The organism is Arthrobacter sp. 05T423 (genome assembly GCF_056396245.1).
In genome coordinates, this window is the sequence record NZ_JBFTLC010000001.1 from 1 (window position 1) to 24,532 (window position 24,532).

The 24,532-nt window shown below is 64.6% G+C and carries 21 protein-coding genes and 1 tRNA gene; 15 read left to right on the forward strand and 7 right to left on the reverse strand.

The genetic code is table 11. The features are described from left to right. From AC1DFE_RS00005 to AC1DFE_RS00020, 4 genes are all read right to left on the reverse strand, one after another. Positions 1-482 (reverse strand): 6-phosphofructokinase (locus tag AC1DFE_RS00005; protein WP_476903906.1); only part of this gene is annotated, 482 nt, incomplete at its 3' end. A gap of 225 nt (positions 483-707) precedes the next feature. Beyond that, the gene (locus AC1DFE_RS00010) at positions 708-962 is read right to left on the reverse strand and encodes a PspC domain-containing protein (protein ID WP_476903907.1); all 255 of its coding nucleotides are present in this window, start codon (positions 960-962) and stop codon (positions 708-710) included. Positions 963-965: 3 nt separating this feature from the next. Further along, positions 966-1,250, reverse strand: a complete 285-nt coding sequence (locus AC1DFE_RS00015) for a hypothetical protein (protein WP_476903908.1) — start codon at positions 1,248-1,250, stop codon at positions 966-968. 1 nt (position 1,251) lies between these two features. Continuing rightward, positions 1,252-2,895: a PspC domain-containing protein gene (locus tag AC1DFE_RS00020; RefSeq protein WP_476903909.1), complete on the reverse strand. Its 1,644-nt coding sequence runs from the start codon at positions 2,893-2,895 to the stop codon at positions 1,252-1,254. A gap of 125 nt (positions 2,896-3,020) precedes the next feature. Here AC1DFE_RS00020 and AC1DFE_RS00025 point away from each other — a divergent pair, with 125 nt between their 5' ends. Beyond that, on the forward strand, positions 3,021-4,445 hold the full coding sequence (locus tag AC1DFE_RS00025; protein WP_476903910.1) for an ATP-binding protein: 1,425 nt from the start codon (positions 3,021-3,023) through the stop codon (positions 4,443-4,445). Next, positions 4,442-5,128 carry a LuxR C-terminal-related transcriptional regulator gene (locus AC1DFE_RS00030; RefSeq protein ID WP_476903911.1) on the forward strand — a complete coding sequence of 229 codons (687 nt, stop codon included), beginning with the start codon at positions 4,442-4,444 and terminating at the stop codon, positions 5,126-5,128. Before AC1DFE_RS00025 ends, AC1DFE_RS00030 begins: the two co-directional genes overlap by 4 nt. Before the next feature lie 74 nt (positions 5,129-5,202). On the opposite strand, the gene AC1DFE_RS00035 is transcribed toward AC1DFE_RS00030, so the two are convergent. Continuing rightward, complete coding sequence (locus AC1DFE_RS00035; protein WP_476903912.1) at positions 5,203-6,420, reverse strand: pyridoxal phosphate-dependent aminotransferase; 1,218 nt, start codon at positions 6,418-6,420, stop codon at positions 5,203-5,205. Positions 6,421-6,692: 272 nt separating this feature from the next. Here AC1DFE_RS00035 and AC1DFE_RS00040 point away from each other — a divergent pair. The 9 genes from AC1DFE_RS00040 to rplL all read left to right on the forward strand — a co-directional run bounded on the left by AC1DFE_RS00040 (position 6,693) and on the right by rplL (position 13,552). Next, positions 6,693-6,765: transfer RNA gene (locus AC1DFE_RS00040), tRNA-Trp, on the forward strand. Positions 6,766-6,847: 82 nt separating this feature from the next. Next, positions 6,848-7,132: a preprotein translocase subunit SecE gene (secE, locus tag AC1DFE_RS00045; RefSeq protein WP_476903913.1), complete on the forward strand. Its 285-nt coding sequence runs from the start codon at positions 6,848-6,850 to the stop codon at positions 7,130-7,132. A 115-nt stretch (positions 7,133-7,247) separates the two neighbouring features. Continuing rightward, positions 7,248-8,210: a transcription termination/antitermination protein NusG gene (gene nusG, locus AC1DFE_RS00050; RefSeq protein WP_476903914.1), complete on the forward strand. Its 963-nt coding sequence runs from the start codon at positions 7,248-7,250 to the stop codon at positions 8,208-8,210. Between the two features lie 133 nt (positions 8,211-8,343). Beyond that, positions 8,344-8,775, forward strand: coding sequence for a 50S ribosomal protein L11 (gene rplK, locus AC1DFE_RS00055; protein ID WP_018773647.1), 432 nt, complete (start codon positions 8,344-8,346; stop codon positions 8,773-8,775). A gap of 186 nt (positions 8,776-8,961) precedes the next feature. Continuing rightward, positions 8,962-9,669 carry a 50S ribosomal protein L1 gene (gene rplA / locus AC1DFE_RS00060; protein WP_476903915.1) on the forward strand — a complete coding sequence of 236 codons (708 nt, stop codon included), beginning with the start codon at positions 8,962-8,964 and terminating at the stop codon, positions 9,667-9,669. Between the two features lie 239 nt (positions 9,670-9,908). Then, positions 9,909-11,000 (forward strand): GNAT family N-acetyltransferase, encoded by a 1,092-nt coding sequence (locus AC1DFE_RS00065; RefSeq protein WP_476903916.1) that lies wholly within the window; start codon positions 9,909-9,911, stop codon positions 10,998-11,000. A gap of 79 nt (positions 11,001-11,079) precedes the next feature. After that, positions 11,080-12,189 (forward strand): GNAT family N-acetyltransferase, encoded by a 1,110-nt coding sequence (locus AC1DFE_RS00070; protein ID WP_476904358.1) that lies wholly within the window; start codon positions 11,080-11,082, stop codon positions 12,187-12,189. 314 nt (positions 12,190-12,503) lie between these two features. Continuing rightward, entirely contained in the window at positions 12,504-13,100 is a 597-nt protein-coding gene (gene rplJ / locus AC1DFE_RS00075) for a 50S ribosomal protein L10 (protein ID WP_111905186.1), read from the forward strand. A gap of 74 nt (positions 13,101-13,174) precedes the next feature. After that, the gene (gene rplL / locus AC1DFE_RS00080; protein WP_476903917.1) at positions 13,175-13,552 is read left to right on the forward strand and encodes a 50S ribosomal protein L7/L12; all 378 of its coding nucleotides are present in this window, start codon (positions 13,175-13,177) and stop codon (positions 13,550-13,552) included. A gap of 133 nt (positions 13,553-13,685) precedes the next feature. Here rplL and AC1DFE_RS00085 read toward each other — a convergent pair whose 3' ends face one another. Both AC1DFE_RS00085 and AC1DFE_RS00090 read right to left on the reverse strand, forming a co-directional pair. Beyond that, the gene (locus tag AC1DFE_RS00085) at positions 13,686-14,153 is read right to left on the reverse strand and encodes an aminoacyl-tRNA deacylase (RefSeq protein ID WP_476903918.1); all 468 of its coding nucleotides are present in this window, start codon (positions 14,151-14,153) and stop codon (positions 13,686-13,688) included. Continuing rightward, entirely contained in the window at positions 14,153-15,352 is a 1,200-nt protein-coding gene (locus AC1DFE_RS00090) for an acetyl-CoA C-acetyltransferase (protein WP_476903919.1), read from the reverse strand. Before AC1DFE_RS00090 ends, AC1DFE_RS00085 begins: the two co-directional genes overlap by 1 nt. 391 nt (positions 15,353-15,743) lie before the next feature. On the opposite strand from AC1DFE_RS00090, the gene rpoB reads away from it, so the two are divergent. The 4 genes from rpoB (at position 15,744) to rpsG (ending at position 24,508) form a co-directional block, all read left to right on the forward strand. Continuing rightward, positions 15,744-19,250 (forward strand): DNA-directed RNA polymerase subunit beta, encoded by a 3,507-nt coding sequence (gene rpoB / locus AC1DFE_RS00095; RefSeq protein ID WP_476903920.1) that lies wholly within the window; start codon positions 15,744-15,746, stop codon positions 19,248-19,250. 102 nt (positions 19,251-19,352) lie between these two features. Then, on the forward strand, positions 19,353-23,252 hold the full coding sequence (locus AC1DFE_RS00100) for a DNA-directed RNA polymerase subunit beta' (RefSeq protein WP_476903921.1): 3,900 nt from the start codon (positions 19,353-19,355) through the stop codon (positions 23,250-23,252). 409 nt (positions 23,253-23,661) lie between these two features. After that, positions 23,662-24,036, forward strand: coding sequence for a 30S ribosomal protein S12 (gene rpsL, locus AC1DFE_RS00105; protein WP_018773658.1), 375 nt, complete (start codon positions 23,662-23,664; stop codon positions 24,034-24,036). A gap of 1 nt (position 24,037) precedes the next feature. After that, positions 24,038-24,508 (forward strand): 30S ribosomal protein S7, encoded by a 471-nt coding sequence (rpsG, locus tag AC1DFE_RS00110; RefSeq protein ID WP_003803829.1) that lies wholly within the window; start codon positions 24,038-24,040, stop codon positions 24,506-24,508. The last annotated feature ends 24 nt before the right edge of the window (positions 24,509-24,532 follow it).

The window sequence follows — 24,532 nt, forward strand, 5'->3', positions numbered from 1 at the left end:
TGGTGGGATTCGCCGGTGGTCCGGAGCCGGTCGATTGCCTCAGTAGCGATCTGCACCGCCGTGTCGAAGCCGAAGGTGTAGTCGGTGGCGTCGAGGTCGTTGTCCACGGTCTTGGGAACGCCGACGATTTTCAGCCCGGCGTCGGTGAGTCGCTTGGCGGCAGCCAAGGTTCCTTCGCCACCGATGGCGATGATGGCGTCGATCCCCAGCCGGTCCATGTGGGCTTTGATGACGTCCGGTCCGCCGCCGTTCTCGAACGGATTGGTCCGGGACGTGCCCAGGATGGTGCCGCCCTGCTTGGCGATACCGCGGACAAGAGTACGGGGAATGGGGATGACGTCACCCTCAACCACGCCGCGCCAGCCGTCGAGGAACCCCACGAATTCGTGGCCGTGGATGGCAATGCCTTTGAGGACAGCGCCGCGGATAACGGCGTTCAGTCCGGGGCAGTCGCCGCCGCTGGTGAGGATTCCAATTTTCATTTTCTTGGCTCAAATCCTGGTTCGAAGGGGTTTACGGGCAGAGCGCCACGCTGAGCTCAATTAGAGATTCTAGTGGGGAGTGTGGGGTGGGACACAAACGGTTACACCTTCGGGGAACCCCGATCACCGGATTCGGCATGAGCAGGGACGGCGCAGTGCCCCCGTCCAGGTACGGACGGGGGCACTGTACTAACGGACGACGGTGGCTGCCGCCGGGGGCGGTTCCTACTGGCCTATGCCGCGCTTTTCGAGGAAGGACTGAAGGGCAATCGAGTTGTTCTGATCCGGAAGGACCAGCCAGGCCGCGAGGTAGAACACGATGGCCGGGCCCGGCAGCAGGCAAAAGATGAGGAACCCGATCCGGACGAATGCCACATCGACGTTCAGTTTCTCGGCGATTCCGCCGCACACGCCGCCCAGCCAGCGCTGCGGTCCGCGCTTTAGGCCAAGGCCCCTGACAATGCTGAAGAACTTTTCCATGGTTCAAGACTTCCCGTTTGTTTTGCTCTTGTCACGTTTTCTTGCTGAGAGCAGCCCGCCGATCACCAGCGCGGCCCCGGCCCCGATCATCAGGCCGATCAGCACATATGTCCCGTTCAGAACCACGATCCCCAGTTGCGAGATGACGATCAGGACGGCCAGGGCGAGGACCACCAGCCCCCAGACGATGGTGCCCACCCGAGCCGGCGCTTCGGCGGGTTCGTCCTTTCCTGCCGTGGACGGTCTGGGCAACTTGTTTGTTTCCGGTGACGGATCAAAACTGCTCATGTCAGTTTCCTTCCTGGATGGTGACGTTGCTGACGGTGCCGTCGATCTGGAGGATCAGCCTGGCGCCCGGCTTGTCCGAGTTGTAGCTGCTTTGACGGGAGGTGATGCCGCTGCGGCTGTCCGTGCCCTCGTTCAGGTTGCCCAGGGTCATGTCGGCCCGGACATCCACCGGCACGGTGCGCGGAATGATGACCGTTACGTTGCTGGCTGTGGCGTCGAGGGGGATCACGACGTCGGTGCCCAGGGGCGGGGTCAGGTTCAGGCCGGTCAGGTCCACAGTTCCGCGGCCTCCGGTGATCTGGAAGCCCTGGCGGGCCTGTTCGATGCTGACCGGATTCCAGTCCGCGTTCTGGAATCGGAACCGGTCACCGTTGGGCACTGCGCTGAAGACGCCGCCAACGATGAGAGCCACCACGGCAAAGAACCCGAGGACACCCGAGGTCCTGCCCCGCAGTCCGGCCAGCAGGATGCCAAGGCCTAGGACGGCTGCGCCGGCTGCCCAGACCACAGCGTTGGGCGAATCGCCCAGATCAACCAGGTTGCCGGCGTCGAGCGCCTTAAGTGCGCCGCCCGCCAGCAGCGCCAGTCCGGCAGTGATTGCCACGGCCGGAGCACCCGGGCCGCCTGGCCTCGGCTTGGGCGCCGGAACGGGGGCGGGTACCGGCGCGGGCCGGCGCGGGGGAACGCCGCCGCCGTACGGGGCTGCAGGGGCGGTGGAGCCGTACGACGGGATAGCGTCCGGTGTCGGCGGTACCGTGAAGGGCTGAGCCGGCGTGAGGCCGCCGGCGGCCAAGGAGGAAGACGGGAACGGCGGTGCGGAGGATCCGGCTGAGGCAGCCGCCGGCGGTGTGCCGGCGGCGGCATAGCCGTAGGCCGCCCGGCCCCCGGGGGTGCTGCCCGCGGGTGCTCCGCTCCGGTTCTTGTTGCGCTGGCTCAGGAAGTAGATCAGGTAGATCACTCCGCCGATCCAGAACAGCGCCCAGAAGAAGCCGAAGCCGTCGTGGCCCCAACCCCAGAAGCCGCCGCCCAAGCCGGTGAGGCCAAGGATCGAGGTGATGAGCGCGCCGGTCATGCCGGTGCTCCAGCGGCCGGCGCCAGCCTCCTGGGTGTGGATCCGGCCGTCGGGCTCAGGCAGCAGGGCCCAGCCGAGGCCGTACAGGAGGACGCCGATGCCTGCGAAGAGCGTCAGCACGATGAAGATGCCGCGCACGATCAGGGGATCGATGCCCATCCTTTCCGCGATGCCGCTTGAGACGCCGCCGATCCAGCGGTCGCGCCCCCGGTGTACGCCGTGGCTGCGGATCCAGTCGAAGAAGTTCAGCGGCTGGGCGGGCCGGCCGAAGCCGGGAGCGCCGTACGCAGGAGCGCCGTAAGCGGGCCCTGCGTGCATTCCGGCCTGCGGCCCTGCGTGCGTTCCGGATGGAGGGGTGGCCCCGGCGGAGGTGTGCGGGGGTTCATCGGAGGCGTGCGGCGGGAGCAGCGGCTCGGTGGGGATTTCCGGTTCTGCGTTTTCCGAAGCGGTGGGAGTTTCCGAGGCGGCGTGCTGTTCCGGCTCTGCTGGGTGCTCCGGTTCCGGGCCGGTGGTGCCCTCGGAGGGGCTGGCTGGCTGCTGGCCATCATTGGGGTTGGGGTTCTGCGAGTTCATACTTCGATAGTGCCGTTTCCGCTGGTCAGTCCTCTATTGGGGAACACCCTGACCCGTCCCTGACTTACCCCGGGTTCACCCCCACAACGGGCCCCGGGAACCCTGATCCGTGTTTGGATGGATGCATGACCACAGCCCCCGTCCGCCCTCCGCTGGTCCGCAGCAGTGACCGCGTGATCGCCGGCGTCTGCAGCGGCCTGGCGGTCCACTTAGGCTGGCCGGTGCGCATGGTCCGGATCGGCATGGTGGTCGCTGCCTTCGCCGGGGGTGCAGGACTCGCGTTCTACGCGTGGCTGTGGATCATGGTTCCCACCGCGGACGAGAACGCCAAACGCAATGCCCGCCGGCCGGCGTCGCCCATTGCTCCGGCCGTGAGCCTGCCGCCCGTGAGTCTGCCGCCCGGCCCGGCCCCCGCCGTCGTTCCTTCGCCGGGCATGGTTCCTTCACCGGGCATGCTCCCTTCAGCCCCCGCCGGCCCGCCGCCCGCGGGAGAGTACGACGCCGGCACCGCCTTCCAGCCCCCGGCGCCTGCCGCCGCTCCCGGGGCCGGCACATGGTTCCGGATCCGGAGCATGCGCTACGGCAAGGAGATCCTGCTGGGCGCCGGGCTGCTGCTCGTCGCCGCCATCCTGATCGCCAGGCTGCTGGGCGTGGAGGTCCCCCTGGGCACGCTGATCCCGGCCGCGGCGATCCTCGGCGGCGCCGCGATCGCCTGGATGCAGCTGGATGAGACCCGGCGCGCCGGGCTGGTGGATAAGACCAAGGCGGACCAGGCGGGCGGCTGGGCGCGGCTGGCGGCGGGCCTGGCGCTCGTGGTAGCCGGGGTGCTGGTCATGGTCTCCGGGTCGGGCTCATGGCAGCAGACCTGGCTCGCGCTGCTCGCGTCCGTGGCCGTCTTGGGCGGCGTGGCGTTGGTGCTGCTGCCCTGGGGCCTGAAGTTCTGGCGCGACCTGGAGACCGAGCGGGCCGGACGGGTGCGGGAGACCGAGCGGGCGGAGATCGCCGCCCACCTGCACGACTCCGTGCTGCAGACGCTTGCCCTGATCCAGCGCCGCGCCGGCAACGAGAACGACGTCGTCCGCCTTGCCCGGGCGCAGGAGCGCGAGCTCCGGGGCTGGCTCTTCAAGGACCCCACCCGCGACGCCGGCCAGCTCTCGGACCGGATCAAGGCCGCCGCCGCCGAGGTTGAAGACGGGCTCGGAAACGCCGTCGACGTCGTGACGGTGGGCGACACGGAGATGACCGAGCGCCATGAGGCGCTGGTCCAGGCCAGCCGCGAGGCCATGCTCAACGCCGCCCGCCACGGCGGCGGTCCCGTTTCCGTCTACCTCGAGGTGTCTGAAGGCGGCGCGGAAGTGTTCGTCAAGGACCGCGGCGCGGGCTTCGAACTGAACACGGTCCCGCACGACCGGCTGGGCGTACGGGAATCAATCATTGGCCGGATGAAACGGCACGGCGGAAATGCCGTAATTGACAGCGGAACCGACGGCACCGAGGTGCGCCTTAGGCTGCCTGCGGCCGTCGCGGACAACGGGGAAGGGAAACCATGAGTACACCAGCAGGAGCAGGCGTGGCTGTCAGCCCGGCGAAAACGGTCCGGGTTGTGATCGTGGACGACCACGCGATTTTCCGGTCCGGCCTGAAGGCTGACCTGGACCCGAGCGTTGTGGTGGTCGGCGAAGCCGGCACGGTGGAACAGGCCATCGAGGTTATTGCCGCAGCCCTGCCCGATGTGGTGCTGCTGGACGTGCACCTGCCTGGCGGCCGCGGTGGGGGAGGGCGGGAAGTCATCACCGGTTCCGCGGCGCTTCTGGCCACCACCCGGTTCCTCGCCCTGAGCGTGTCCGACGCCGCCGAAGACGTCGTGGCAGTCATCCGCGCGGGAGCCCGCGGCTATGTCACCAAGACCATTTCCGGTGCGGAAATCACCAACGCCGTCTTCCGGGTTGCCGGCGGCGACGCCGTGTTCTCGCCGCGGCTGGCAGGCTTTGTCCTGGACGCTTTCGGCACGGCCCCGGCCGACATTGCCGACGACGAGCTGGACAAGCTGTCGGCCCGGGAACTCGAGGTGATGCGGCTGATCGCCCGCGGATACAGCTACAAGGAGGTGGCCAAGGAGCTCTTCATCTCCATCAAAACCGTGGAAACCCATGTGTCGGCCGTGCTCCGGAAGCTGCAGCTCTCCAGCCGGCACGAACTGACCAAGTGGGCCGTCGAACGCCGCCTCCTCTAGCCCAAACGCTCCCGCACCTTATGTTGGTGCGGGAGCGTTTAGGCATTTTCTGCAGGAAGTGATCGAGCGTTGGGTTACTGCGCCTTGCCGAGGAAGTCCTGGAGGCGGCCGACGCCGGTGGCGAGGTCCTCGTCGCCCAGGGCGTAGGAGAGGCGCAGGTAGCCGGACGGGCCGAACGCCTCGCCGGGGACCACGGCGACCTCAACCTCATCCAGGATCAGGGCGGCCAGCGCGGCCGAGGTCTCCGGGCGGGCCGTACCGTTCGCCGTCGGGAATTCCTTACCCAGCAGCGCGCGGACGTCCGCGTACACGTAGAAGGCGCCCTTCGGCGTCGGGCATTCAACGCCTTCGATGGCGTTCAGCCCGGCCACGATGGCCTTCCGGCGGCGGTCGAAGGCGACCTTCATCTCGTCCACCGCGGTGAGCGGGCCGGAGACCGCCGCCAGGGCAGCAACCTGCGGAATGTTGGACACGTTGGAGGTGGCGTGGGACTGCAGGTTGGTGGCCGCCTTGATGACGTCGGCGGGGCCGATCATCCAGCCCACGCGCCAGCCGGTCATCGCGTAGGTCTTGGCCACGCCGTTGAGGATCACTACCTTGTCGCCCAGTTCTGGGGCCGCGGTGGCGATGGAGGTGAAGGGGACACCGTCGTACGTCAGGTGCTCGTAGATCTCGTCGGTGACCACCCACAGTCCCTTGGCGGCGGCCCACTTCCCGATCTCGGCGACCTGCTCGGGCGAGTAGACGGAACCCGTGGGGTTCGACGGCGACACGAACAGCAGGATCTTGGTGCGGTCCGTGACGGCTGCCTCGAGCTGCTCCACGGTCACCAGGTAATCCTGCTCCGGGCCGGCAAAGACCTCCACCGGGACGCCGCCGGCGAGGCGGATGGCCTCGGGGTAGGTGGTCCAGAACGGCGTGGGCACGATCACTTCATCGCCCGGATCCACGAGGGTAGCGAACGTGTTGTAGACCGCCTGCTTGCCGCCGTTGGTGACCAGCACCTGGGCGGGGTCAGCCTTGTAACCGGAGTCGCGCAACGTCTTCTCGGCGATGGCCTTTTTCAGTTCGGGCAGGCCGCCGGCGGGGGAGTAGCGGTGGTACTTCGGCTGGCTGGCGGCGACGATGGCGGCCTGGACGATGTAGTCCGGGGTGGGGAAGTCGGGCTCGCCCGCACCGAAGCCAATCACCGGCCGGCCGGCCGCCTTCAGCGCCTTGGCCTTGGCGTCGACAGCCAGGGTGGCGGATTCGGCAATGGCGGAAATGCGTTGGGAAACGCGGGCGGAAGACATGGCGGGTCCGTTCTTCGCTTGCAGCTGGTCAGCTGAATGGTGGATTTCGACGGAATCTACTCTATGCTGTTCACCGGATCGTTCGAGGTGGAACACGGATTTGTGACTGCGGTGCGGCGCAGATCCTGAAGCCAAAAACGGTCCGAAACGAGGCTGGTTCGACGTAAGCGCAGTTGTTGCGTAGACTAGTTTTCCGGTGTTGAAAACACAGATGATGGCGTGCGCCCCAGACGACCTTGGGGAAGTGCGGCCTCCATCGGTTTTCGATCCATAGGGTAGTGGCGCAATTGGTAGCGCAGCGGTCTCCAAAACCGCAGGTTGCAGGTTCGAGTCCTGTCTGCCCTGCGCAGGCTGTTCCGGTGAAAAGCCGGAGCAAGCGCAGCAACCAAAGGTTCAGTTCAGAGCCGGGTAATTCCGGCTTGCGAGGATGAGTGAGGAACAGGTGACCGAAACAGCTGCAAGCAGCTCCAAGGGCCGCCCTGCAAAGAAAGCCGCCAAGGCTGGCTTCTTCGCTCGCATCGCACTCTTCATCCGCCAGGTCATTGGCGAACTGAAGAAGGTCGTCGCCCCCACCCGCAAGGAACTGATCAACTACACGCTCGTGGTGCTCGTTTTCGTAGTCATCATGATGGTCATCGTCACCCTGCTGGACCTGGCGTTCGGCACCGCGGTGGGCTGGGTCCTTGGCGGTACAGGCGCCACGGGCCGCTAAGGCGATCGGTCCGCAGACTGCGTTGACTCCCTGACCGGAATCGGTAAGGAGCTGCGCAGTGTGCGGAATTGAGCCATTTAAATAGGCAATAAGCAATGAGGAAGCAGGAGACCAAGTGTCTGAGCAGGAGCTCGAGGTAACTGAGACTGAGCTGGATGAAACCCAGAACCCCGCGGCTGACGCCGTTGAGGGTTCCGAGGTTGAGTCTGCTGCACCCGATTCCGAAGGCGACGCTGACGCCGATTCCGAAGGCGACGACGAGGCTAAAGCCGAGACTGACGCCGACGACGTGACTGACGCCGATTCCGAAGGCGACGACGACGCTGAGGCCGAGACTGACGCCGACGACGTGACCGACGCTGATTCCGAAGGCGACGACGACGCTGAGGCCGAGACTGACGCCGACGACGTGACTGGAGAGGACGCCGAGGAAGGCGACGACGGGGCTGACGTCCTGGCCGCTGCTGCCGCCCAGGCCACAGATCCCGCCGAAGAGTTCAAGTCCAAGCTGCGCCGCCAGGAGGGTGACTGGTACGTCATCCACTCCTACGCCGGTTACGAAAACCGCGTCAAGGCCAACCTTGAGACCCGCATCCAGACCCTGGACATGGAAGATTACATCTTCGAAATCCAGGTTCCGATGGAAGAAGTCGTTGAGATCAAGAACGCTCAGCGCAAGGTCATTAACCGCGTCCGCATCCCCGGCTACGTCCTGGTCCGCATGGACCTGACCGACGCCTCGTGGGGCGCCGTCCGCCACACCCCCGGTGTCACCGGCTTCGTGGGCAACGCCCACAACCCCGTGCCGCTGCGCCTCGATGAGGTCTTCTCCATGCTCGCCCCGGTCTTCGAAGAGGAGCAGGCGGAGAAGGGCAAGCCCACCAAGCAGGCTGCCGCCCCGGTCAACGTCGACTTCGAGGTCGGCGAGTCGGTCATCGTCAAGGAAGGCCCGTTCGAGACCCTTCCCGCCACGATCTCCGAGATCAAGGTGGATTCCCAGACCCTCGTGGTGCTGGTGTCCATCTTCGAACGCGAGACACCGGTCACACTGGCCTTCAACCAGGTCACCAAGATCTAGCTGATCACCACGGATTTCGTTTCGGAGCGGCCCGCTTTAGCAGTTCCGGAACGGCCGACCGCCTCGCCATGGCGGTCAACCACCTGAGGCACGCTCCTGTGTCCCAGGACGCATTTGAGAGAAGGACCCTACATTGGCTCCCAAGAAGAAGGTCACCGGCCTCATCAAGCTGCAGATCCAGGCAGGTGCCGCTAACCCGGCCCCGCCGATCGGTCCTGCGCTTGGCCAGCACGGTGTCAACATCATGGAATTCTGCAAGGCGTACAACGCTGCGACGGAAGCCCAGCGCGGCAACGTTATTCCTGTTGAAATCACCGTCTACGAAGACCGTTCGTTCACGTTCATCACCAAGACCCCGCCGGCTGCAGAGCTCATCAAGAAGGCTGCAGGCGTTGCCAAGGGTTCGGCTACCCCGCACACCGTCAAGGTTGCCAAGCTGACCCAGGCCCAGGTCAACGAGATCGCCACCACCAAGATGGAAGACCTCAACGCCACGAGCCTGGAAGGCGCAGCGAAGATCATCGCCGGCACGGCCCGCTCCATGGGCATCACCGTCGAGGGTTAATTCCCCGCTGATGCGGCGACGGGTCCGGGACACCGGGAACGACGCCGGGCAGCACCGCCGGGCAACCGGCACCACTGAAACATTGAAATGCCGCCAGTTCCGGCACGGATACAACAGCCGGACTAGTGGCTGTGGCAGGGCCCAGCGCGGTCCGCAGACCACAACTGCACAAGGAGAATAAGCAGCATGGCAAAGCGCAGCAAAGCATATGAGGCAGCCGTCGCCAAGATCGACGCGGAGAAGTTCTACGCGCCGTTCGAGGCAGTAACGCTCGCCAAGGACACCAACCCGTCCAAGTTCGACGCCACCGTTGAGGTCGCCTTCCGCCTGGGCGTCGACCCCCGCAAGGCCGACCAGATGGTGCGCGGCACCGTCAACCTGCCGCACGGCACCGGTAAAACCGCCCGCGTCCTCGTGTTCGCCACGGGCGAGAAGGCCGAAGCAGCAATCGCTGCCGGCGCCGACTTCGTTGGTTCCGATGACCTGATCGAAAAGATCGCCGGCGGCTGGACCGACTTCGACGCAGCCGTTGCCACCCCTGACCTCATGGGCAAGGTTGGCCGCCTCGGTAAGGTCCTGGGTCCGCGTAACCTGATGCCGAACCCGAAGACCGGCACCGTCACCCCCGACGTCACCAAGGCTGTCAACGACATCAAGGGCGGCAAGATCGACTTCCGCGTCGACAAGCACTCCAACCTGCACTTCATCATCGGCAAGGTTTCGTTCGACTCCGTCAAGCTGGCCGAGAACTACGCAGCTGCCCTCGAAGAGGTGCTCCGCCTGAAGCCTTCCGCTTCCAAGGGTCGCTACATCCAGAAGGCAACCGTTGCCACCACGTTCGGTCCCGGCATCTCCGTTGACCCCAACGTCACCAAGGTTCTCATCGAGGCATAAGTCTCGCGAACCTCGGCCGGATCTCCGGCCAGCCCCAAAAGGACCGTCCGGCATTTTGCCGGGCGGTCCTTTTGCTTACCGGTGGTCCTTTTCGTTGCCCGGAAGTTCGTTGCCCGGAAGTACGACGCCGGGACTCCAGACGGGTGCGCTGGTTGCGTCTGCAGGTGCAGTCAGTTGGGCCTGCAGTCTGATGGATCGGCAGTCTGTTGGAGTGAGGGCGTTGCGGCTAGGCTGATCCGGTGACGACGCCCTCCTACCGGATCGAGCCGCTTTTCCTGCCTGCGTCGCTCGACGCGCCTGATGCCACCGACTTCCTCGAATTCAGCGACCTCAGCGATGCCGTCGTGCTGGAGCTTTGGGGCAACCTGGACCGGGCCACCCCGCGAGCGGCACGGCTGGAAGCGTGGCGCGACGACGACTATGAGCACCTGCAGCTCTTTTTCGTACGGCTGGACGGCCGCATGGCAGCACGATCCTGGGTCAGGTTTACGCAACAGGAGAACCTCCAGGACGCGTTTCTCAGGGTGGACGTCCTCCAGGAGTTCAGCGGCCGTGGCATCGGTCAGGCACTCCTGCGGCATGCGGAGGAGCTGGCGGCTGAGCACGGGCGCACCACCCTGCAGTCCTACACCGAGCACGCTCCGGGGTTCGACCCGGACGGCCTGGGGATCCTGAAACCCGGCACGGGCACGGGCGGGGTCCCGGCCGCGGCCCGCAGCGTGCGGTTTGCCGTGGCGGCCGGTTACACCCTGGAGCAGGTGACGCGTTTCAGCGCACTGGACCTGCCGCCGTCGGACGGTGTCCTGGACGCGCAGGAACGCGAGGCGGCCGGCATCGCCGGGGACCAATACCAGATTCTTGGTTGGACGGACCGCTGCCCCGAAGAGTATGTGGAACAAATGGCCCTCCTCATGTCCAGGATGAGCACGGACTCTCCGGCAGGGGAGCTGCATTACGACGCCGAAGTGTGGGACGCCAAGCGCGTCCGGCATGTCGAGGACGAATGGAAGCGGACGGGCCAGGAGTCGCTGGTGGCGGTGGCCCGCCACAAGGACAGCGGCGAGCTGGCCGCCTACTCGGTGCTGCAGTACTCGGGTGAAAAACCGTGGCTGGCTGTACAGGACGACACTCTGGTGGCCAAGGCTCACCGCGGCCACCGGCTGGGGATGCTGGTTAAGGTGCTCAATCTGCGGCGCCTGCAGCAGGGCCATCCCGAAGTGGAGCGGGTCGTGACATTCAACGCCGCCGAGAATGACCACATGCTTGCCATTAACTTTGCCCTCGGGTTCCGTCCGGCAGGGTATGACGGTGAGTGGCAGCGCCGGCGCTAACCGGCATATGCTGGCGACGGATACACCGCGACTCAAGCCCGCAGCCTTGTGAGGCGAGCGGCGGAAACGGCTGGGGATGATGGCAACAAAGGTGCGGATCGAGCGGCTGTGGATTCCGGACTCGGTGGACGCTGCCGACGCAAAGGACTTCCTCGCTGCGGTGGAGGTGGGGCGGAAGGTCCGGATGGATACCTGGGGCAGCGACGACCTCGCCTACACGCCGCTGGAAAAGCTCCTCGAACTGGACGACCCGTACGAGCGCCAGGTGATCCTCGTGGCAAAGGTCGACGACGACATCGTGGGCACCGTGGACATCGCCCTTCCCCTCGCCGACAACCTGGACCTGGCTGAGTTCACCCTGGACATCCTCCCCGAGTACCAGCGCCAGGGCGTCGGCAGGCAGCTGCTGGAGGCTGCGGAACACTTCGCCCGGAATGAGGGCCGCACCATGATCCTGGTGGACACGAACCACCCCGGGGCCTCCCTGCACGAATTCGCGCCCGAGCAGCTGGTGCCCGGAACGGGCCAGGGCTACGTGCCGCTGGGCAGCCGCGAGGTGGAATTCGCCCAGCGCACCGGTTACACGCTGCAGCACATTGAACAGTTCAGCTCGTGCGCCCTGCCGCTGGACAGCAAGCTCGTGGCCGAGCTCGAGGCGGAGGCGGCGGAAGCCAATAACGGCCGCTACCGGCTGCACCACTGGACTGACCGCTGCCCGGAGCGCTGGCTGGAGTCGGTGGCAGCCCTGGAAAACCAGGCCGGCGGCGACGCCGGACCGGCGGAGGACGCCGACAGCATGGTCTTCGACGCAAAGATCCTGCGCGAAGCCGAGGAAGTCACGATCTCCCAGGGGCGGCGGACGGTGGTAACCGCCGTCGAACACATCGCCACCGAGACGCTGGTGGGGCTGACCACCATCAGTGTCCTGGCGCAGCGCCAGGACGTCGTTTTCCAGGACGACACGGTGGTGCTGCAGGCGCACCGGGGCAACAAGCTCGGCCTGCTCATCAAAGTTGCGAACATGGAGCGCCTTACCGAGCAGTTCCCCGCTGCGCGGGTCATCTACACCTGGAACGCCCCGGAAAACCGGTATCTGCTCACGGTCAACCGCCAGCTCGGATTTACGACGGCGGGAGTCACCGGCATCTGGCAGAAGGAACTGCCGGACCTTGGACCCAGCAGGAGTTAGGCCCCGGCCGCGGCGGAGCTGCCGATTTGGTAATGCGCAGGGCCGTCCCCTAAGCTTGAACTACCAAAGACCGTCGGTTGTTGGATTCCCACTCTTTCGAGCTCAGCTCAACTCTGCAGTTGTGTGCGGAAGAGCCAGTGGGTTTCCGGACGAAGGACCCTGAACATAGGGCGGCCGGCGCAGGTGAACGAAGCAAAGTTCCGCTGTCATGGACAGCGTTGAGCCAAGCCCCGTGCATCTGCGCGGGGCGTTTTTAGTTTTAGCTCACCTGAGCGGGGACCCGGAATACCGGCACTATCCCCGGAAGGAGGGTTATGGCAACGCCTACCAAGGTTTCAGCAGTAGCTGAGATCACTAACGATTTCAAGGAATCGAACGCCGCTGTCCTGACCGAATACCGTGGGCTCACCGTTGCACAGCTCAAGCAGCTGCGTGTTTCTCTCGGCCAGGACACCAAGTTCGCGGTCGTCAAGAACACCCTGACCGCCATTGCAGCCAAGGAAGCTGGTGTCGAAGCATTCGACGGCCAGCTCGCCGGCCCCACTGCAATCGCGTTCATCAAGGGTGACGCAGTTGCAGCTGCCAAGAGCCTGACGGATTTTGCCAAAGCCAACAAGCAGCTGGTCATCAAGACCGGTTACTTCGAGGGCAAGGCACTGAACGCCAGCGAAGTTGCTGCCCTGGCAGCACTCGAGTCCCGCGAGCTGCAGCTCGCCAAGGTTGCAGGCATCCTCAAGGCTCCTGCTGCCGCTGCTGCACGCATCATCGACGCACTGCGCCTCAAGCTTGAAGAAGAGAACGGTGCTCCGGCTGAAGCCGAAGCTCCCGCCGCTGAAGAAGCTCCCGCCGCAGAAGCTGACGCAGAAGCGGCAGCTGAGGCTCCGGCCGAAGCCGCTGCCGAAGAGAACTAACTCTCTCCCCAAAAGACTCCGGTGGAACGGCAGGCATCAAGCCCCGCCCACCTTTATAGGAAGGACGCCACACCATGGCGAAGCTCAGCAACGAAGAGCTCATTGAAGCTTTCAAGGAACTGACCATCATCGAGCTCTCCGAGTTCGTCAAGCTCTTCGAAGAGACCTTCGAAGTTACCGCTGCTGCTGTTGCGGTCGCCGGCCCCGCCGGTGGCGCTGCCGCCGAGGAAGCCGAAGAGAAGACCGACTTCGACGTCATCCTCGAAGCTGCTGGCGACAAGAAGATCGCAGTGATCAAGGAAGTTCGCGCCATCACCTCCCTGGGCCTCAAGGAAGCCAAGGACCTGGTTGACAGCGCTCCCAAGGCTGTTCTCGAAGGCGCCACCAAGGAAGCTGCCGAGAAGGCAAAGGCTCAGCTCGAAGAAGCTGGCGCCCGCGTTACCCTCAAGTAACACTGCTTGTTCAGGAATCCCCGTCCACTCCGGTGGGCGGGGATTCCTGTGTTTAACAGCAACGCGGGGTCACTTAGCGCCCAATCCAAACGTCGAATTGGGCGCTAAGTGACCCCGCGTTGCTTTGGGGACCTCAGTTGGGATCGCTGATGTCCGCGAGCACGGCGCCGAGGGCGGATACCAGGGCGTCCGCGTCCACGAAAGCGCTGTAGCCGTGCTGGCCCGCGCCCATGGAAATCCGCTTGCCGGCGATGCTCCGGTCCGCATAGACGGGCCACGCGGTGGTGCTGCCGAGCGGCGTGATGGTGCCGCGCTCATAGCCTGTGGCTTCCAGTGCCACGTCCGCCTGCGGCAACGAGAGCTTATTGACGCCGACCAGGCTGCGCAGTTTGGGCCAGGAGATCTGTCGGTCGCCGGGGATAAGGGCGAAGAGGAAGCTGCCGTCCTTATGCTTCACCACGAGGGACTTCACAATGTCCGCCGGGCTGATGCCCAGGATCGCGGCCGCCTCCTCAAGGCTATGGGCGGCCAGCCGCTCCACCAGCTGGACGTCCAGGCCGCGGGCAGCGGCGTCGGCAAGGAAGCGCTCCCTGCCGTTCATCAGTCGCGGAACAGCAGGAGGGCCTCGCCCTGCCCGCCGCCGCCGCAGAGCGAGACGGCAGCCTTGCCCTGACCGCGGCGCTTCAGTTCGTGGGCAGCATGGAGTGCCAGCCGTGCACCGGAGGCGCCGATCGGGTGGCCCAGGGCGATGGCGCCGCCATGGATGTTGCACTGCTCCAGCGGGTAGTCCAGATCCTTGAGGGACTGAACGGCCACTGAACCGAAGGCCTCATTGATCTCGATGAAGTCCAGGTCCGCGGTGCTCCAGCCGGCGCGGTCCAGGGCGTTCCGGATGGCGTTGGAGGGCTGGGAGTGCAGGGAATTGTCAGGTCCGGCGACCTGCCCGGGCTTGCCCACCACAGCCAGGTACTCCAGCCCGTTCTCCTCCGCGAACTTGCGGGAGGCCAGGACCAGGGCGGAGGCGCCGTCGGACAGGGGAGAGGAGTTGCCGGCGGTGATGGTGCCGTCGGTGACGAAGGCGGCCCGCAGGCCGGCCAGGGACTCGACGGAGGTGTCCGGCCGGACGCCCTCGTCGGCAGACACCACCACGGGATCACCCTTGCGCTGCTTGACGCTGATCGGTGAGATCTCGTCGTCGAAAACCCCGTTCTTGGAGGCGATGGCGGCGCGCTGGTGGGAGTTGGCGGCCACGGTGTCCTGGGCGGTCCGGTCGATGCCCAGTATGAGGTTCTTGGATTCCGTGGAAAGGCCCATCGACTGGCCGTCGAACGCATCGGTCAGGCCATCGTGCGCCGCAACATCCAGTGCCTGGACGGTCCCGTAGTTCCAGCCCTGGCGGGAGCCGGGGAGGACATGGGGAGCGCGCGTCATCGATTCCTGGCCGCCGGCGACGACGACGGTGGCGTCACCGGCACGGATCATCCGCGCCGCGTCGATCACCGCGGTCAGCCCGGAAAGGCAGACCTTGTTGATGGTCACACTGGGGACGTTCCAGCCGATGCCCGCGCCGATGGCGCTCTGCCGGGCAGGGTTCTGCCCGGCCCCGGCCTGCAGGACCTGGCCCATGATGACCGCGTCCACCCGATCGGCTTCCAGTCCGCTCGCCGCGATGGCCGCCTTGATGGCGTGCGCCCCGAGTTCGACGGCGGTGAAGCTGGCCAGCTGCCCGTTCAGCCGGCCCTGCGGAGTGCGCGCGCCGGACAGGATGACAACGTCGCTGTTGTCCGCGGAATTGCTCATGGTTTGTTTCTTCCGATCTTTGTCGAGGGTTGGCCTAAGGGTATCGTGAGCCCGGTCACCTATCCATTCAAACGCTGGGGAGGCGGAGCGCATTCCGGTTAGGTGCCCGCGGCAACGGTGCTTGCATTCTGCTGGCAAGTGGGGTAGACACGCGTGGGGTTTTGCCGTATCGTAGATATTTGCGTCTTCCCTGTTTACCTTCAGCCTTCATATAGCGGTGGGCTTAGCCTGTTAGCTGTTCCATCAATGTGCCGTGAACAACGTCACCAGCATGGTCAGAACCAGGTCCCGGGTCATATAGCGGAACCGGATGGTAGCACTGCGAAGTCACTTCGCAGGGTGAAAGCGGGGGAGATCTGAAAACGCCTGAAGGTCTGTGGAAGGATCCCTCTTGGTCGCCTCGAGCACCTCTAATAACGAAACCGCTAATATGGCAAGCACCGACGGTGCAACTCGCCGACTCTCATTCGCAAAGATTCACGAACCTCTTGACGTTCCGAATCTGCTTGCCCTGCAGACGGACAGCTTCGACTGGCTGGTCGGAAATGAACGCTGGCAGGCCCGCGTTGCGAAGGCCGTCGAAGAAGGCGACCTGAGTGTCGCCACCACCTCCGGTCTTTCCGACATCTTCGAAGAGATCTCCCCGATTGAGGACTTCCAGGGCACCATGTCCCTGAGCTTCTCCGATCCAGAGTTCGCTGACCCGAAGTACACCATGGCTGAATGCAAGGACCGGGACGCTACGTACTCGGCACCGCTGTACGTCAAGGCCGAATTCATGAACAACAACACGGGCGAAATCAAGCAGCAGACCGTGTTCATGGGTGACTTCCCGCTGATGACCGAGAAGGGCACCTTCGTCGTCAACGGCACCGAGCGTGTCGTCGTTTCCCAGCTGGTCCGTTCCCCGGGCGCTTATTTTGAGCGCACCGCTGACAAGACCAGCGACAAGGACATCTTTACAGCAAAGATCATTCCGTCCCGCGGCGCCTGGTTCGAGCTCGAGATCGACAAGCGCGACCAGGTCGGCGTGCGCCTCGACCGCAAGCGCAAGCAGTCGGTCACGGTGCTGCTGAAGGCCCTCGGCTGGACCGAAGGCCAGATCCTCGAGGAGTTCGGCCAGTACGACTCCATGCGTGCAACGCTGGAGAAGGACGCCACCGAAACCCGCGAAGACGCCCTGCTGGACATCTACCGCAAGCTGCGTCCGGGCGAGCCGCCCACAGTCGAGGCTGCCCAGTCCCTGCTGGACAACCTGTACTTCAACTCCAAGCGCTACGATCTGGCCAAGGTTGGCCGCTACAAGATCAACCGCAAGCTTGGCATCGACCGCTCCCTTGGCGACAAGGAAGCCTCGGTCCTGCACGTTGAAGACATCGTCGCCATGATCAAGTTCCTCGTCGCGCTGCACGCCGGCGAGAAGACCCTCATGGGCAAGCGCGATGGCGCAGACCACGAGCTGCGCGTCGAGATCGATGACATCGACCACTTCGGCAACCGCCGCATCCGCGCGGTCGGCGAGCTCATCGAGAACCAGGTCCGCACCGGCCTGTCCCGTATGGAGCGCGTCGTCCGCGAACGCATGACCACGCAGGACGTCGAGGCCATCACGCCGCAGACCCTGATCAACATCCGTCCCGTGGTGGCAGCCATCAAGGAGTTCTTCGGAACCTCCCAGCTGTCCCAGTTCATGGACCAGAACAACCCGCTCTCGGGCCTGACCCACAAGCGCCGCCTGTCCGCGCTGGGCCCCGGCGGTCTGTCCCGTGACCGTGCCGGCATGGAAGTCCGAGACGTCCACCCGTCCCACTACGGACGTATGTGCCCCATCGAAACCCCTGAAGGCCCGAACATTGGTCTGATCGGTTCGCTGGCCTCCTACGGCCGCATCAACCCCTTCGGTTTCATCGAGACGCCGTACCGCCTGGTCAAGGACGGCGTCGTCTCCGACGACGTCCAGTACCTGACGGCCGACGACGAGGCAGAGGTCCTGATCGCACAGGCCAACGCTCCGCTCGAGGAGAACAAGAGCTTCGCTGAAGAGACCGTCCTGGTCCGTGCCCGCGGTGGTGGAGGCGAGCCGGTGCTCGTTCCCGCCGCCGAAGTGCAGTTCATGGACGTTTCCCCGCGCCAGATGGTGTCCGTGGCAACCGCCCTGATCCCGTTCCTCGAGCACGACGATGCCAACCGCGCACTCATGGGCGCGAACATGCAGCGCCAGGCTGTGCCGCTGGTCCGCTCCGAGGCCCCGTTCGTGGGCACCGGCATGGAACGTGCTGCAGCGGTCGACGCCGGTGACGTCACCATCGCCAAGAAGGCCGGTGTGGTTACCGAGGTCTCCGCCGAGCTCGTCATCATGCTCAACGACGACGGCACGGAAACCAACTACCGCATCAACAAGTTCGCCCGCTCCAACCAGGGCAACTGCTACAACAACCGTGTCCTGGTGAACGAAGGCCAGCGCCTGGAAGTTGGCGGCATCATCGCCGACGGCCCGGCAACGGACCAGGGCGAGCTCGCCCTTGGTAAGAACCTCCTCGTGGCATTCATGTCATGGGAAGGCCACAACTTCGAGGACGCCATCATCCTCTCGCAGCGCATCGTTGCCGAGGACGTTCTTTCCTCCATCCACATCGAGGAGCACGAGATCGATGCCCGCGACACCAAGCTTGGTGCCGAGGAAATCACCCGTGACATCCCCAACGTGTCCGAGGAAGTCCTGGCAGGCCTGGACGAGCGCGGCATCATCCACATTGGTGCCGAGGTCGAAGCCGGCGACATCCTGGTCGGAAAGGTCACCCCGAAGGGTGAAACCGAACTGACCCCGGAAGAGCGCCTGCTCCGCGCCATCTTCGGCGAGAAGTCCCGCGAAGTGCGCGACACCTCCCTGAAGGTTCCGCACGGCGAGTCCGGCACCGTCATCGGCGTGCGCGTCTTCGACCGCGACAACGACGACGAACTGCCCCCGGGCGTCAACCAGCTGGTCCGCGTCTACGTGGCTGCCAAGCGCAAGATCACCGACGGCGACAAGCTCGCCGGCCGCCACGGCAACAAGGGTGTTATCTCCAAGATCCTCCCGATCGAGGACATGCCCTTCCTTGCCGACGGTACTCCCGTTGACATCGTCCTGAACCCGCTGGGTGTTCCGGGCCGTATGAACGTCGGCCAGGTGCTGGAAACGCACCTCGGCTGGGTCGCGAAGACGGGCTGGAAGATCGAAGGCGAGCCGGAGTGGGCCAAGCAGCTGCCGAACCTGCCGCGCGAGAGTGGCCAGACCACTGTTGCAACGCCGGTCTTCGACGGCGCCCGCGAAGAGGAAATCACCGGGCTGCTGGACTCCACCAACCTGACCCGTGACGGCGAACGCCTGATCAACTCCTCGGGCAAGACCCGCCTGTTCGACGGCCGCTCCGGCGAGCCGTTCCCGGATCCGATCTCGGTCGGCTACATGTACATCCTGAAGCTCCACCACCTGGTGGACGACAAGATCCACGCCCGCTCCACCGGCCCGTACTCCATGATCACGCAGCAGCCGCTGGGTGGTAAGGCACAGTTCGGTGGCCAGCGCTTCGGTGAAATGGAAGTGTGGGCGCTCGAAGCTTACGGCGCCGCCTACACGCTCCAGGAACTGCTCACGATCAAGTCCGATGACATCCACGGCCGTGTGAAGGTCTACGAGGCGATCGTCAAGGGCGAGAACATCCCTGAGCCGGGTGTTCCCGAATCCTTCAAGGTGTTGATCAAGGAAATGCAGTCGCTGTGCCTGAACGTGGAAGTTCTTTCCACCGACGGAACCACAATTGAAATGCGTGACTCTGATGACGCAGTCTTCACGGCTGCGGAAGAACTGGGCATCGATCTGTCTCGTGCAGAGCCCAGCTCCGTAGAAGAGGTCTAGCAGGGCTCCCGACGGCGGGTGGTGACCACCCGCCGTCGGCCCCTCGACCCTTCCCGCAACCAAGACTTCAGAATTTAGAGAACAAGAGAGAACAGGGACCATATGTCCAGCGAATCCTCCTTCGGCCTCATGCAGATCGGCCTCGCCACCGCGGAAGACATCCGCGGCTGGTCGTACGGCGAGGTTAAGAAGCCGGAAACCATCAACTACCGCACGCTCAAGCCCGAGAAGGACGGCCTCTTCTGCGAGAAGATCTTCGGCCCGTCCCGTGACTGGGAATGCTACTGCGGCAAGTACAAGCGCGTGCGCTTCAAGGGCATCATCTGTGAGCGGTGTGGCGTTGAGGTCACCCGCGCCAAGGTGCGCCGTGAGCGCATGGGCCACATCGAACTGGCTGCTCCCGTAACCCACATCTGGTACTTCAAGGGTGTTCCCTCCCGCCTGGGCTACCTCCTTGACCTGGCTCCGAAGGACCTCGAAAAGGTCATCTACTTCGCTGCCTACATGATCACCAGCGTCGACGAAGAAAACCGCCACGCGGAACTGCCCAACCTGCAGGTTGAGCATGACGTCGAGAAGAAGCAGCTGATCGACAACCGCGACTCCGACATCGCCGCGATCGCCCGCGACCTTGAGAACGAGCTTGCCCGTCTCGAGGGCGAGGGTGCGAAGGCTGCCGACAAGAAGAAGGCACGCGACTCCGCTGACCGCCAGATGGCGAACGTCCGCAAGCGCGCCGACGCCGAGATCGAGCGCCTCGAGCAGGTCTGGGACCGCTTCAAGAACCTGAAGGTCGCCGACCTCGAAGGTGACGAGGGCCTGTACCGCGAGCTGCGTGACCGCTACGGCATGTACTTCGAGGGCTCCATGGGTGCCGAAGCCATCAAGAAGCGTCTTGAGAACTTCGACATGCAGGCCGAGTCCGACAACCTGCGCGACATCATCGCCAACGGCAAGGGCCAGCGCAAGACCCGCGCCCTGAAACGCCTGAAGGTGGTCAACGCGTTCCTGACCACCAACAACAGCCCGCTCGGCATGGTGCTGGATGCCGTCCCGGTGATCCCGCCGGAACTGCGCCCGATGGTCCAGCTGGACGGTGGCCGCTTCGCAACCTCCGACCTCAACGACCTCTACCGCCGCGTGATCAACCGCAACAACCGACTCAAGCGACTGCTTGACCTGGGTGCTCCGGAGATCATCGTCAACAACGAGAAGCGCATGCTTCAGGAAGCTGTTGACAGCCTCTTCGACAACGGCCGCCGCGGCCGTCCGGTCACCGGACCGGGCAACCGTCCGCTGAAGTCCCTGAGCGACATGCTCAAGGGCAAGCAGGGCCGTTTCCGCCAGAACCTGCTCGGCAAGCGCGTCGACTACTCCGGCCGTTCGGTCATCGTCGTCGGGCCGCAGCTGAAGCTGCACCAGTGTGGCCTGCCCAAGCAGATGGCGCTGGAGCTCTTCAAGCCGTTCGTGATGAAGCGCCTGGTTGACCTCAACCACGCGCAGAACATCAAGTCGGCCAAGCGCATGGTCGAGCGCTACCGTCCGCAGGTCTGGGACGTGCTGGAAGAGATCATCACCGAACACCCGGTGCTGCTCAACCGTGCACCTACCCTGCACCGCCTCGGTATCCAGGCATTCGAGCCGCAGCTTGTTGAAGGCAAGGCCATCCAGCTCCACCCGCTGGTTTGTGGCGCGTTCAACGCCGACTTCGACGGCGACCAGATGGCAGTCCACCTGCCGCTGAGCCCCGAAGCCCAGGCTGAGGCACGCATCCTGATGCTGTCGTCCAACAACATCCTGAAGCCGTCTGACGGCCGTCCGGTGACCCTGCCTTCGCAGGATATGATCATCGGCCTCTACCACCTGACCACCAAGCGTGTGGGTTCAGCCGGTGAAGGCCGGATCTTCGGCTCCGTGTCCGAGGCCATCATGGCCTTCGACGCCCACCAGCTGCACCTGAACTCCCAGGTCAAGATCCGTCTCGAGGGCTTTGTTCCTTACGCCGGCTGGGAAGCTCCGGAAGGCTGGGAGCAGGGTCAGCCCGCACTGGTGGACACCTCCCTGGGCCAGGTTCTCTTCAACGAGACCCTGCCCGAGGACTACCCGTGGGTTGAGGCTGTTGCCGACAAGGGCGAGCTTTCCCGCATCGTCAACGACCTCGCGGAGCGCTACCCGAAGGTTGTCACGGCCGCAACGCTGGACAACCTCAAGGACGCCGGTTTCTACTGGGCCACCCGCTCGGGCGTCACCGTCGCCATCTCCGACATCGAGGTTCCGGTGGAGAAGCCGGCCATCCTCGCCGGTTATGAGGAGCGCGCCGCCAAGATCCAGGGACAGTACGACAAGGGCCTGATCGACGACGACGAGCGTCGCCAGGAACTGATCGAGATCTGGAACAAGGCAACCAACGAGATCGCCCAGGTCATGCGCGACAGCCTGTCGCCGATGAACACCATCAACCGCATGGTGTCCTCCGGTGCACGTGGTAACTGGATGCAGGTCCGCCAGATCGCGGGTATCCGTGGCCTCGTGGCCAACCCGAAGGGTGAAATCATCCCGCGTCCGATCAAGTCCTCCTACCGCGAGGGCCTGTCGGTGCTGGAATACTTCATCGCGACGCACGGTGCACGTAAGGGTCTTGCCGACACCGCGCTGCGTACCGCCAACTCGGGTTACCTGACCCGTCGTCTGGTGGACGTCTCGCAGGACGTCATCGTCCGTGAAGAGGACTGCGGCACCGAACGCGGCCTTGTCACGCCGATCGCCGTGGCTGACGCCAACGGTGAGCTGACCCTGGACGAGAACGTCGAGAACAGCGCCTACGCCCGTACGCTGGCCGTGGACGTCGTTGACTCCAAGGGCAACGTCCTGGCTGCTGGCGGTACCGACTGCGGCGACGTCGTGATCGCTGAGCTGTTCGCAGCCGGCATCACCGAGGTCAAGGTCCGCTCCGTGCTCACCTGTGAGTCCAGCGTCGGAACCTGTGCCCTGTGCTACGGCCGTTCGCTGGCAACCGGCAAGACCGTGGACATCGGTGAAGCTGTGGGCATCATCGCCGCGCAGTCCATCGGTGAACCCGGTACCCAGCTGACCATGCGTACGTTCCACACCGGTGGTGCTGTTTCCGCCAGCGGTGGCGACGACATCACCCAGGGTCTGCCCCGTATCCAGGAGCTCTTCGAAGCGCGTACCCCGAAGGGTGTGGCGCCGATTGCGGAAGCAGCCGGCCGCATTACCATCGAGGAATCCGAGCGCCAGATGCGCCTGGTGATCACTCCGGACGACGGTTCCGAAGAGATCGCCTACCCGGTCCTGCGCCGGTCGCGCCTCCTGATCGAAGACGGCCAGCACGTCACGGTGGGCCAGAAGCTCATCAACGGTCCGGTCGACCCGAAGCAGGTCCTGCGCATCATGGGCCCGCGTGCCGCACAGAAGTTCCTCGTGGACGAAGTGCAGGGCGTGTACCGCAGCCAGGGCATTGGCATCCACGACAAGCACGTGGAAGTCATCGTCCGCCAGATGCTGCGCCGCGTCACGGTCATCGAATCCGGCGACTCCGACCTGCTCCCGGGTGAGCTGGCCGAGCGCAGCCGCTTCGAGGACGCCAACCGCCGCGTGGTATCCGAGGGCAAGACTCCGGCTTCCGGACGTCCTGAGCTCATGGGTATCACCAAGGCGTCGCTGGCCACCGAGTCCTGGCTGTCCGCAGCTTCCTTCCAGGAGACCACCCGCGTCCTGACGCAGGCGGCCATGGAAGGCAAGAGCGATCCCCTGCTCGGCCTCAAGGAGAACGTCATCATCGGTAAGCTGATCCCGGCCGGCACGGGCCTCCCGCGCTACACCGAGATCACGGTGGAACCGACTGAAGAAGCAAAGGCCAACCTGTTCACCGGCCCGAGCGCGTTCAGCGATTTCTCCTACGACACGCTGGGCGGCGACGGAGCTCCTGAGTTCCACGCCATCCCGCTGGATGACTACGACCTCGGAAACGACTTCCGCTAGCGGGCACGGCGGGCCCTTTCGTGTCGCGTTCCGCGCCACGTAGGGACCCTGCCGCCCTGCCCTTGTAGTCTGCAATGCCAAGGAAGGACCCCGCACTCACTCAGTGCGGGGTCCTTCCCCTTTTGCGCCCTACACCCGATTAAGGCTCCAGATCAAGCCATGCTAGACTTTGTGTAATTGTTCTGTGTGGCAGTGGATGAAGGCCGCCGCAGCATCATTTCGGTTTTGTTCTCATGATGTTGGGTGGAGCCTGTTTCCGGGTTGCGGGCTACGTGCGCAACGAATGCCGCACTTTTGCACGCCCACGGACCCTTTCGGATCCGAAGCCGCAGGGACAACGCCAAAGCTCTCACGCAACACAGGCTGTCGCCTGGCGCGGGGCAGAGATCAACCAACGGAGAACACGAAAGTGCCTACGATTAACCAGCTGGTCCGCAAGGGCCGCACGCCTAAGGTCAAAAAGACCAAGGCACCCGCGCTGAACGGCAGCCCGATGCGCCGCGGTGTTTGCACCCGCGTTTACACCACCACCCCGAAGAAGCCGAACTCGGCTCTGCGTAAGGTTGCACGTGTGCGCCTCAACGGTGGTATCGAAGTTACCGCCTACATCCCCGGTGTTGGCCACAACCTTCAGGAGCACTCCATTGTGCTCGTTCGTGGTGGTCGTGTGAAGGACCTTCCCGGTGTCCGCTACAAGATCGTCCGTGGTGCCCTCGATACCCAGGGTGTGAAGAACCGTAAGCAGGCGCGCAGCCGCTACGGCGCAAAGATGGAGAAGAAGTAATATGCCTCGCAAGGGTCCGGCCCCGAAGCGGCCGCTCGTATCAGATCCCGTCTACGGCTCCCCGCTGGTTACCCAGCTGATCAACAAGGTGCTGGTTGACGGTAAGAAGTCCACCGCCGAGCGCATCGTTTACGGTGCCCTCGAGGGTGCCCGCGCGAAGTCCGGCGGCGACCCCGTTGCAGCCCTCAAGAAGGCCATGGACAACGTCAAGCCTTCCCTCGAGGTCCGCTCCCGCCGTGTGGGTGGCGCCACCTACCAGGTTCCGGTTGAGGTCAAGCCGGGCCGCTCCACCGCACTCGCCCTGCGCTGGCTGGTCGGCTACTCCAAGGCCCGCCGCGAAAAGACGATGACCGAGCGTCTCCAGAACGAAATCCTGGATGCCTCGAACGGTCTCGGTGCCGCTGTGAAGCGTCGCGAAGACACCCACAAGATGGCCGAGTCCAACAAGGCCTTCGCCCACTACCGCTGGTAAAACTTCCCGTACGCCGCCGGCTCC

Bases quoted from the DNA above. Each gene is read 5' to 3' on its own strand.
- AC1DFE_RS00010 (WP_476903907.1), bottom strand. From the start codon at position 962: ATGGAAAAGTTCTTCAGCATTGTCAGGGGCCTTGGCCTAAAGCGCGGA.
- AC1DFE_RS00015 (WP_476903908.1), bottom strand. From the start codon at position 1,250: ATGAGCAGTTTTGATCCGTCACCGGAAACAAACAAGTTGCCCAGACCG.
- AC1DFE_RS00020 (WP_476903909.1), bottom strand. From the start codon at position 2,895: ATGAACTCGCAGAACCCCAACCCCAATGATGGCCAGCAGCCAGCCAGC.
- AC1DFE_RS00025 (WP_476903910.1), top strand. From the start codon at position 3,021: ATGACCACAGCCCCCGTCCGCCCTCCGCTGGTCCGCAGCAGTGACCGC.
- AC1DFE_RS00030 (WP_476903911.1), top strand. From the start codon at position 4,442: ATGAGTACACCAGCAGGAGCAGGCGTGGCTGTCAGCCCGGCGAAAACG.
- AC1DFE_RS00035 (WP_476903912.1), bottom strand. From the start codon at position 6,420: ATGTCTTCCGCCCGCGTTTCCCAACGCATTTCCGCCATTGCCGAATCC.
- secE (WP_476903913.1), top strand. From the start codon at position 6,848: ATGAGTGAGGAACAGGTGACCGAAACAGCTGCAAGCAGCTCCAAGGGC.
- rplA (WP_476903915.1), top strand. From the start codon at position 8,962: ATGGCAAAGCGCAGCAAAGCATATGAGGCAGCCGTCGCCAAGATCGAC.
- AC1DFE_RS00070 (WP_476904358.1), top strand. From the start codon at position 11,080: ATGGCAACAAAGGTGCGGATCGAGCGGCTGTGGATTCCGGACTCGGTG.
- rplJ (WP_111905186.1), top strand. From the start codon at position 12,504: ATGGCAACGCCTACCAAGGTTTCAGCAGTAGCTGAGATCACTAACGAT.
- rplL (WP_476903917.1), top strand. From the start codon at position 13,175: ATGGCGAAGCTCAGCAACGAAGAGCTCATTGAAGCTTTCAAGGAACTG.
- AC1DFE_RS00085 (WP_476903918.1), bottom strand. From the start codon at position 14,153: ATGAACGGCAGGGAGCGCTTCCTTGCCGACGCCGCTGCCCGCGGCCTG.
- AC1DFE_RS00090 (WP_476903919.1), bottom strand. From the start codon at position 15,352: ATGAGCAATTCCGCGGACAACAGCGACGTTGTCATCCTGTCCGGCGCG.
- AC1DFE_RS00100 (WP_476903921.1), top strand. From the start codon at position 19,353: ATGTCCAGCGAATCCTCCTTCGGCCTCATGCAGATCGGCCTCGCCACC.
- rpsG (WP_003803829.1), top strand. From the start codon at position 24,038: ATGCCTCGCAAGGGTCCGGCCCCGAAGCGGCCGCTCGTATCAGATCCC.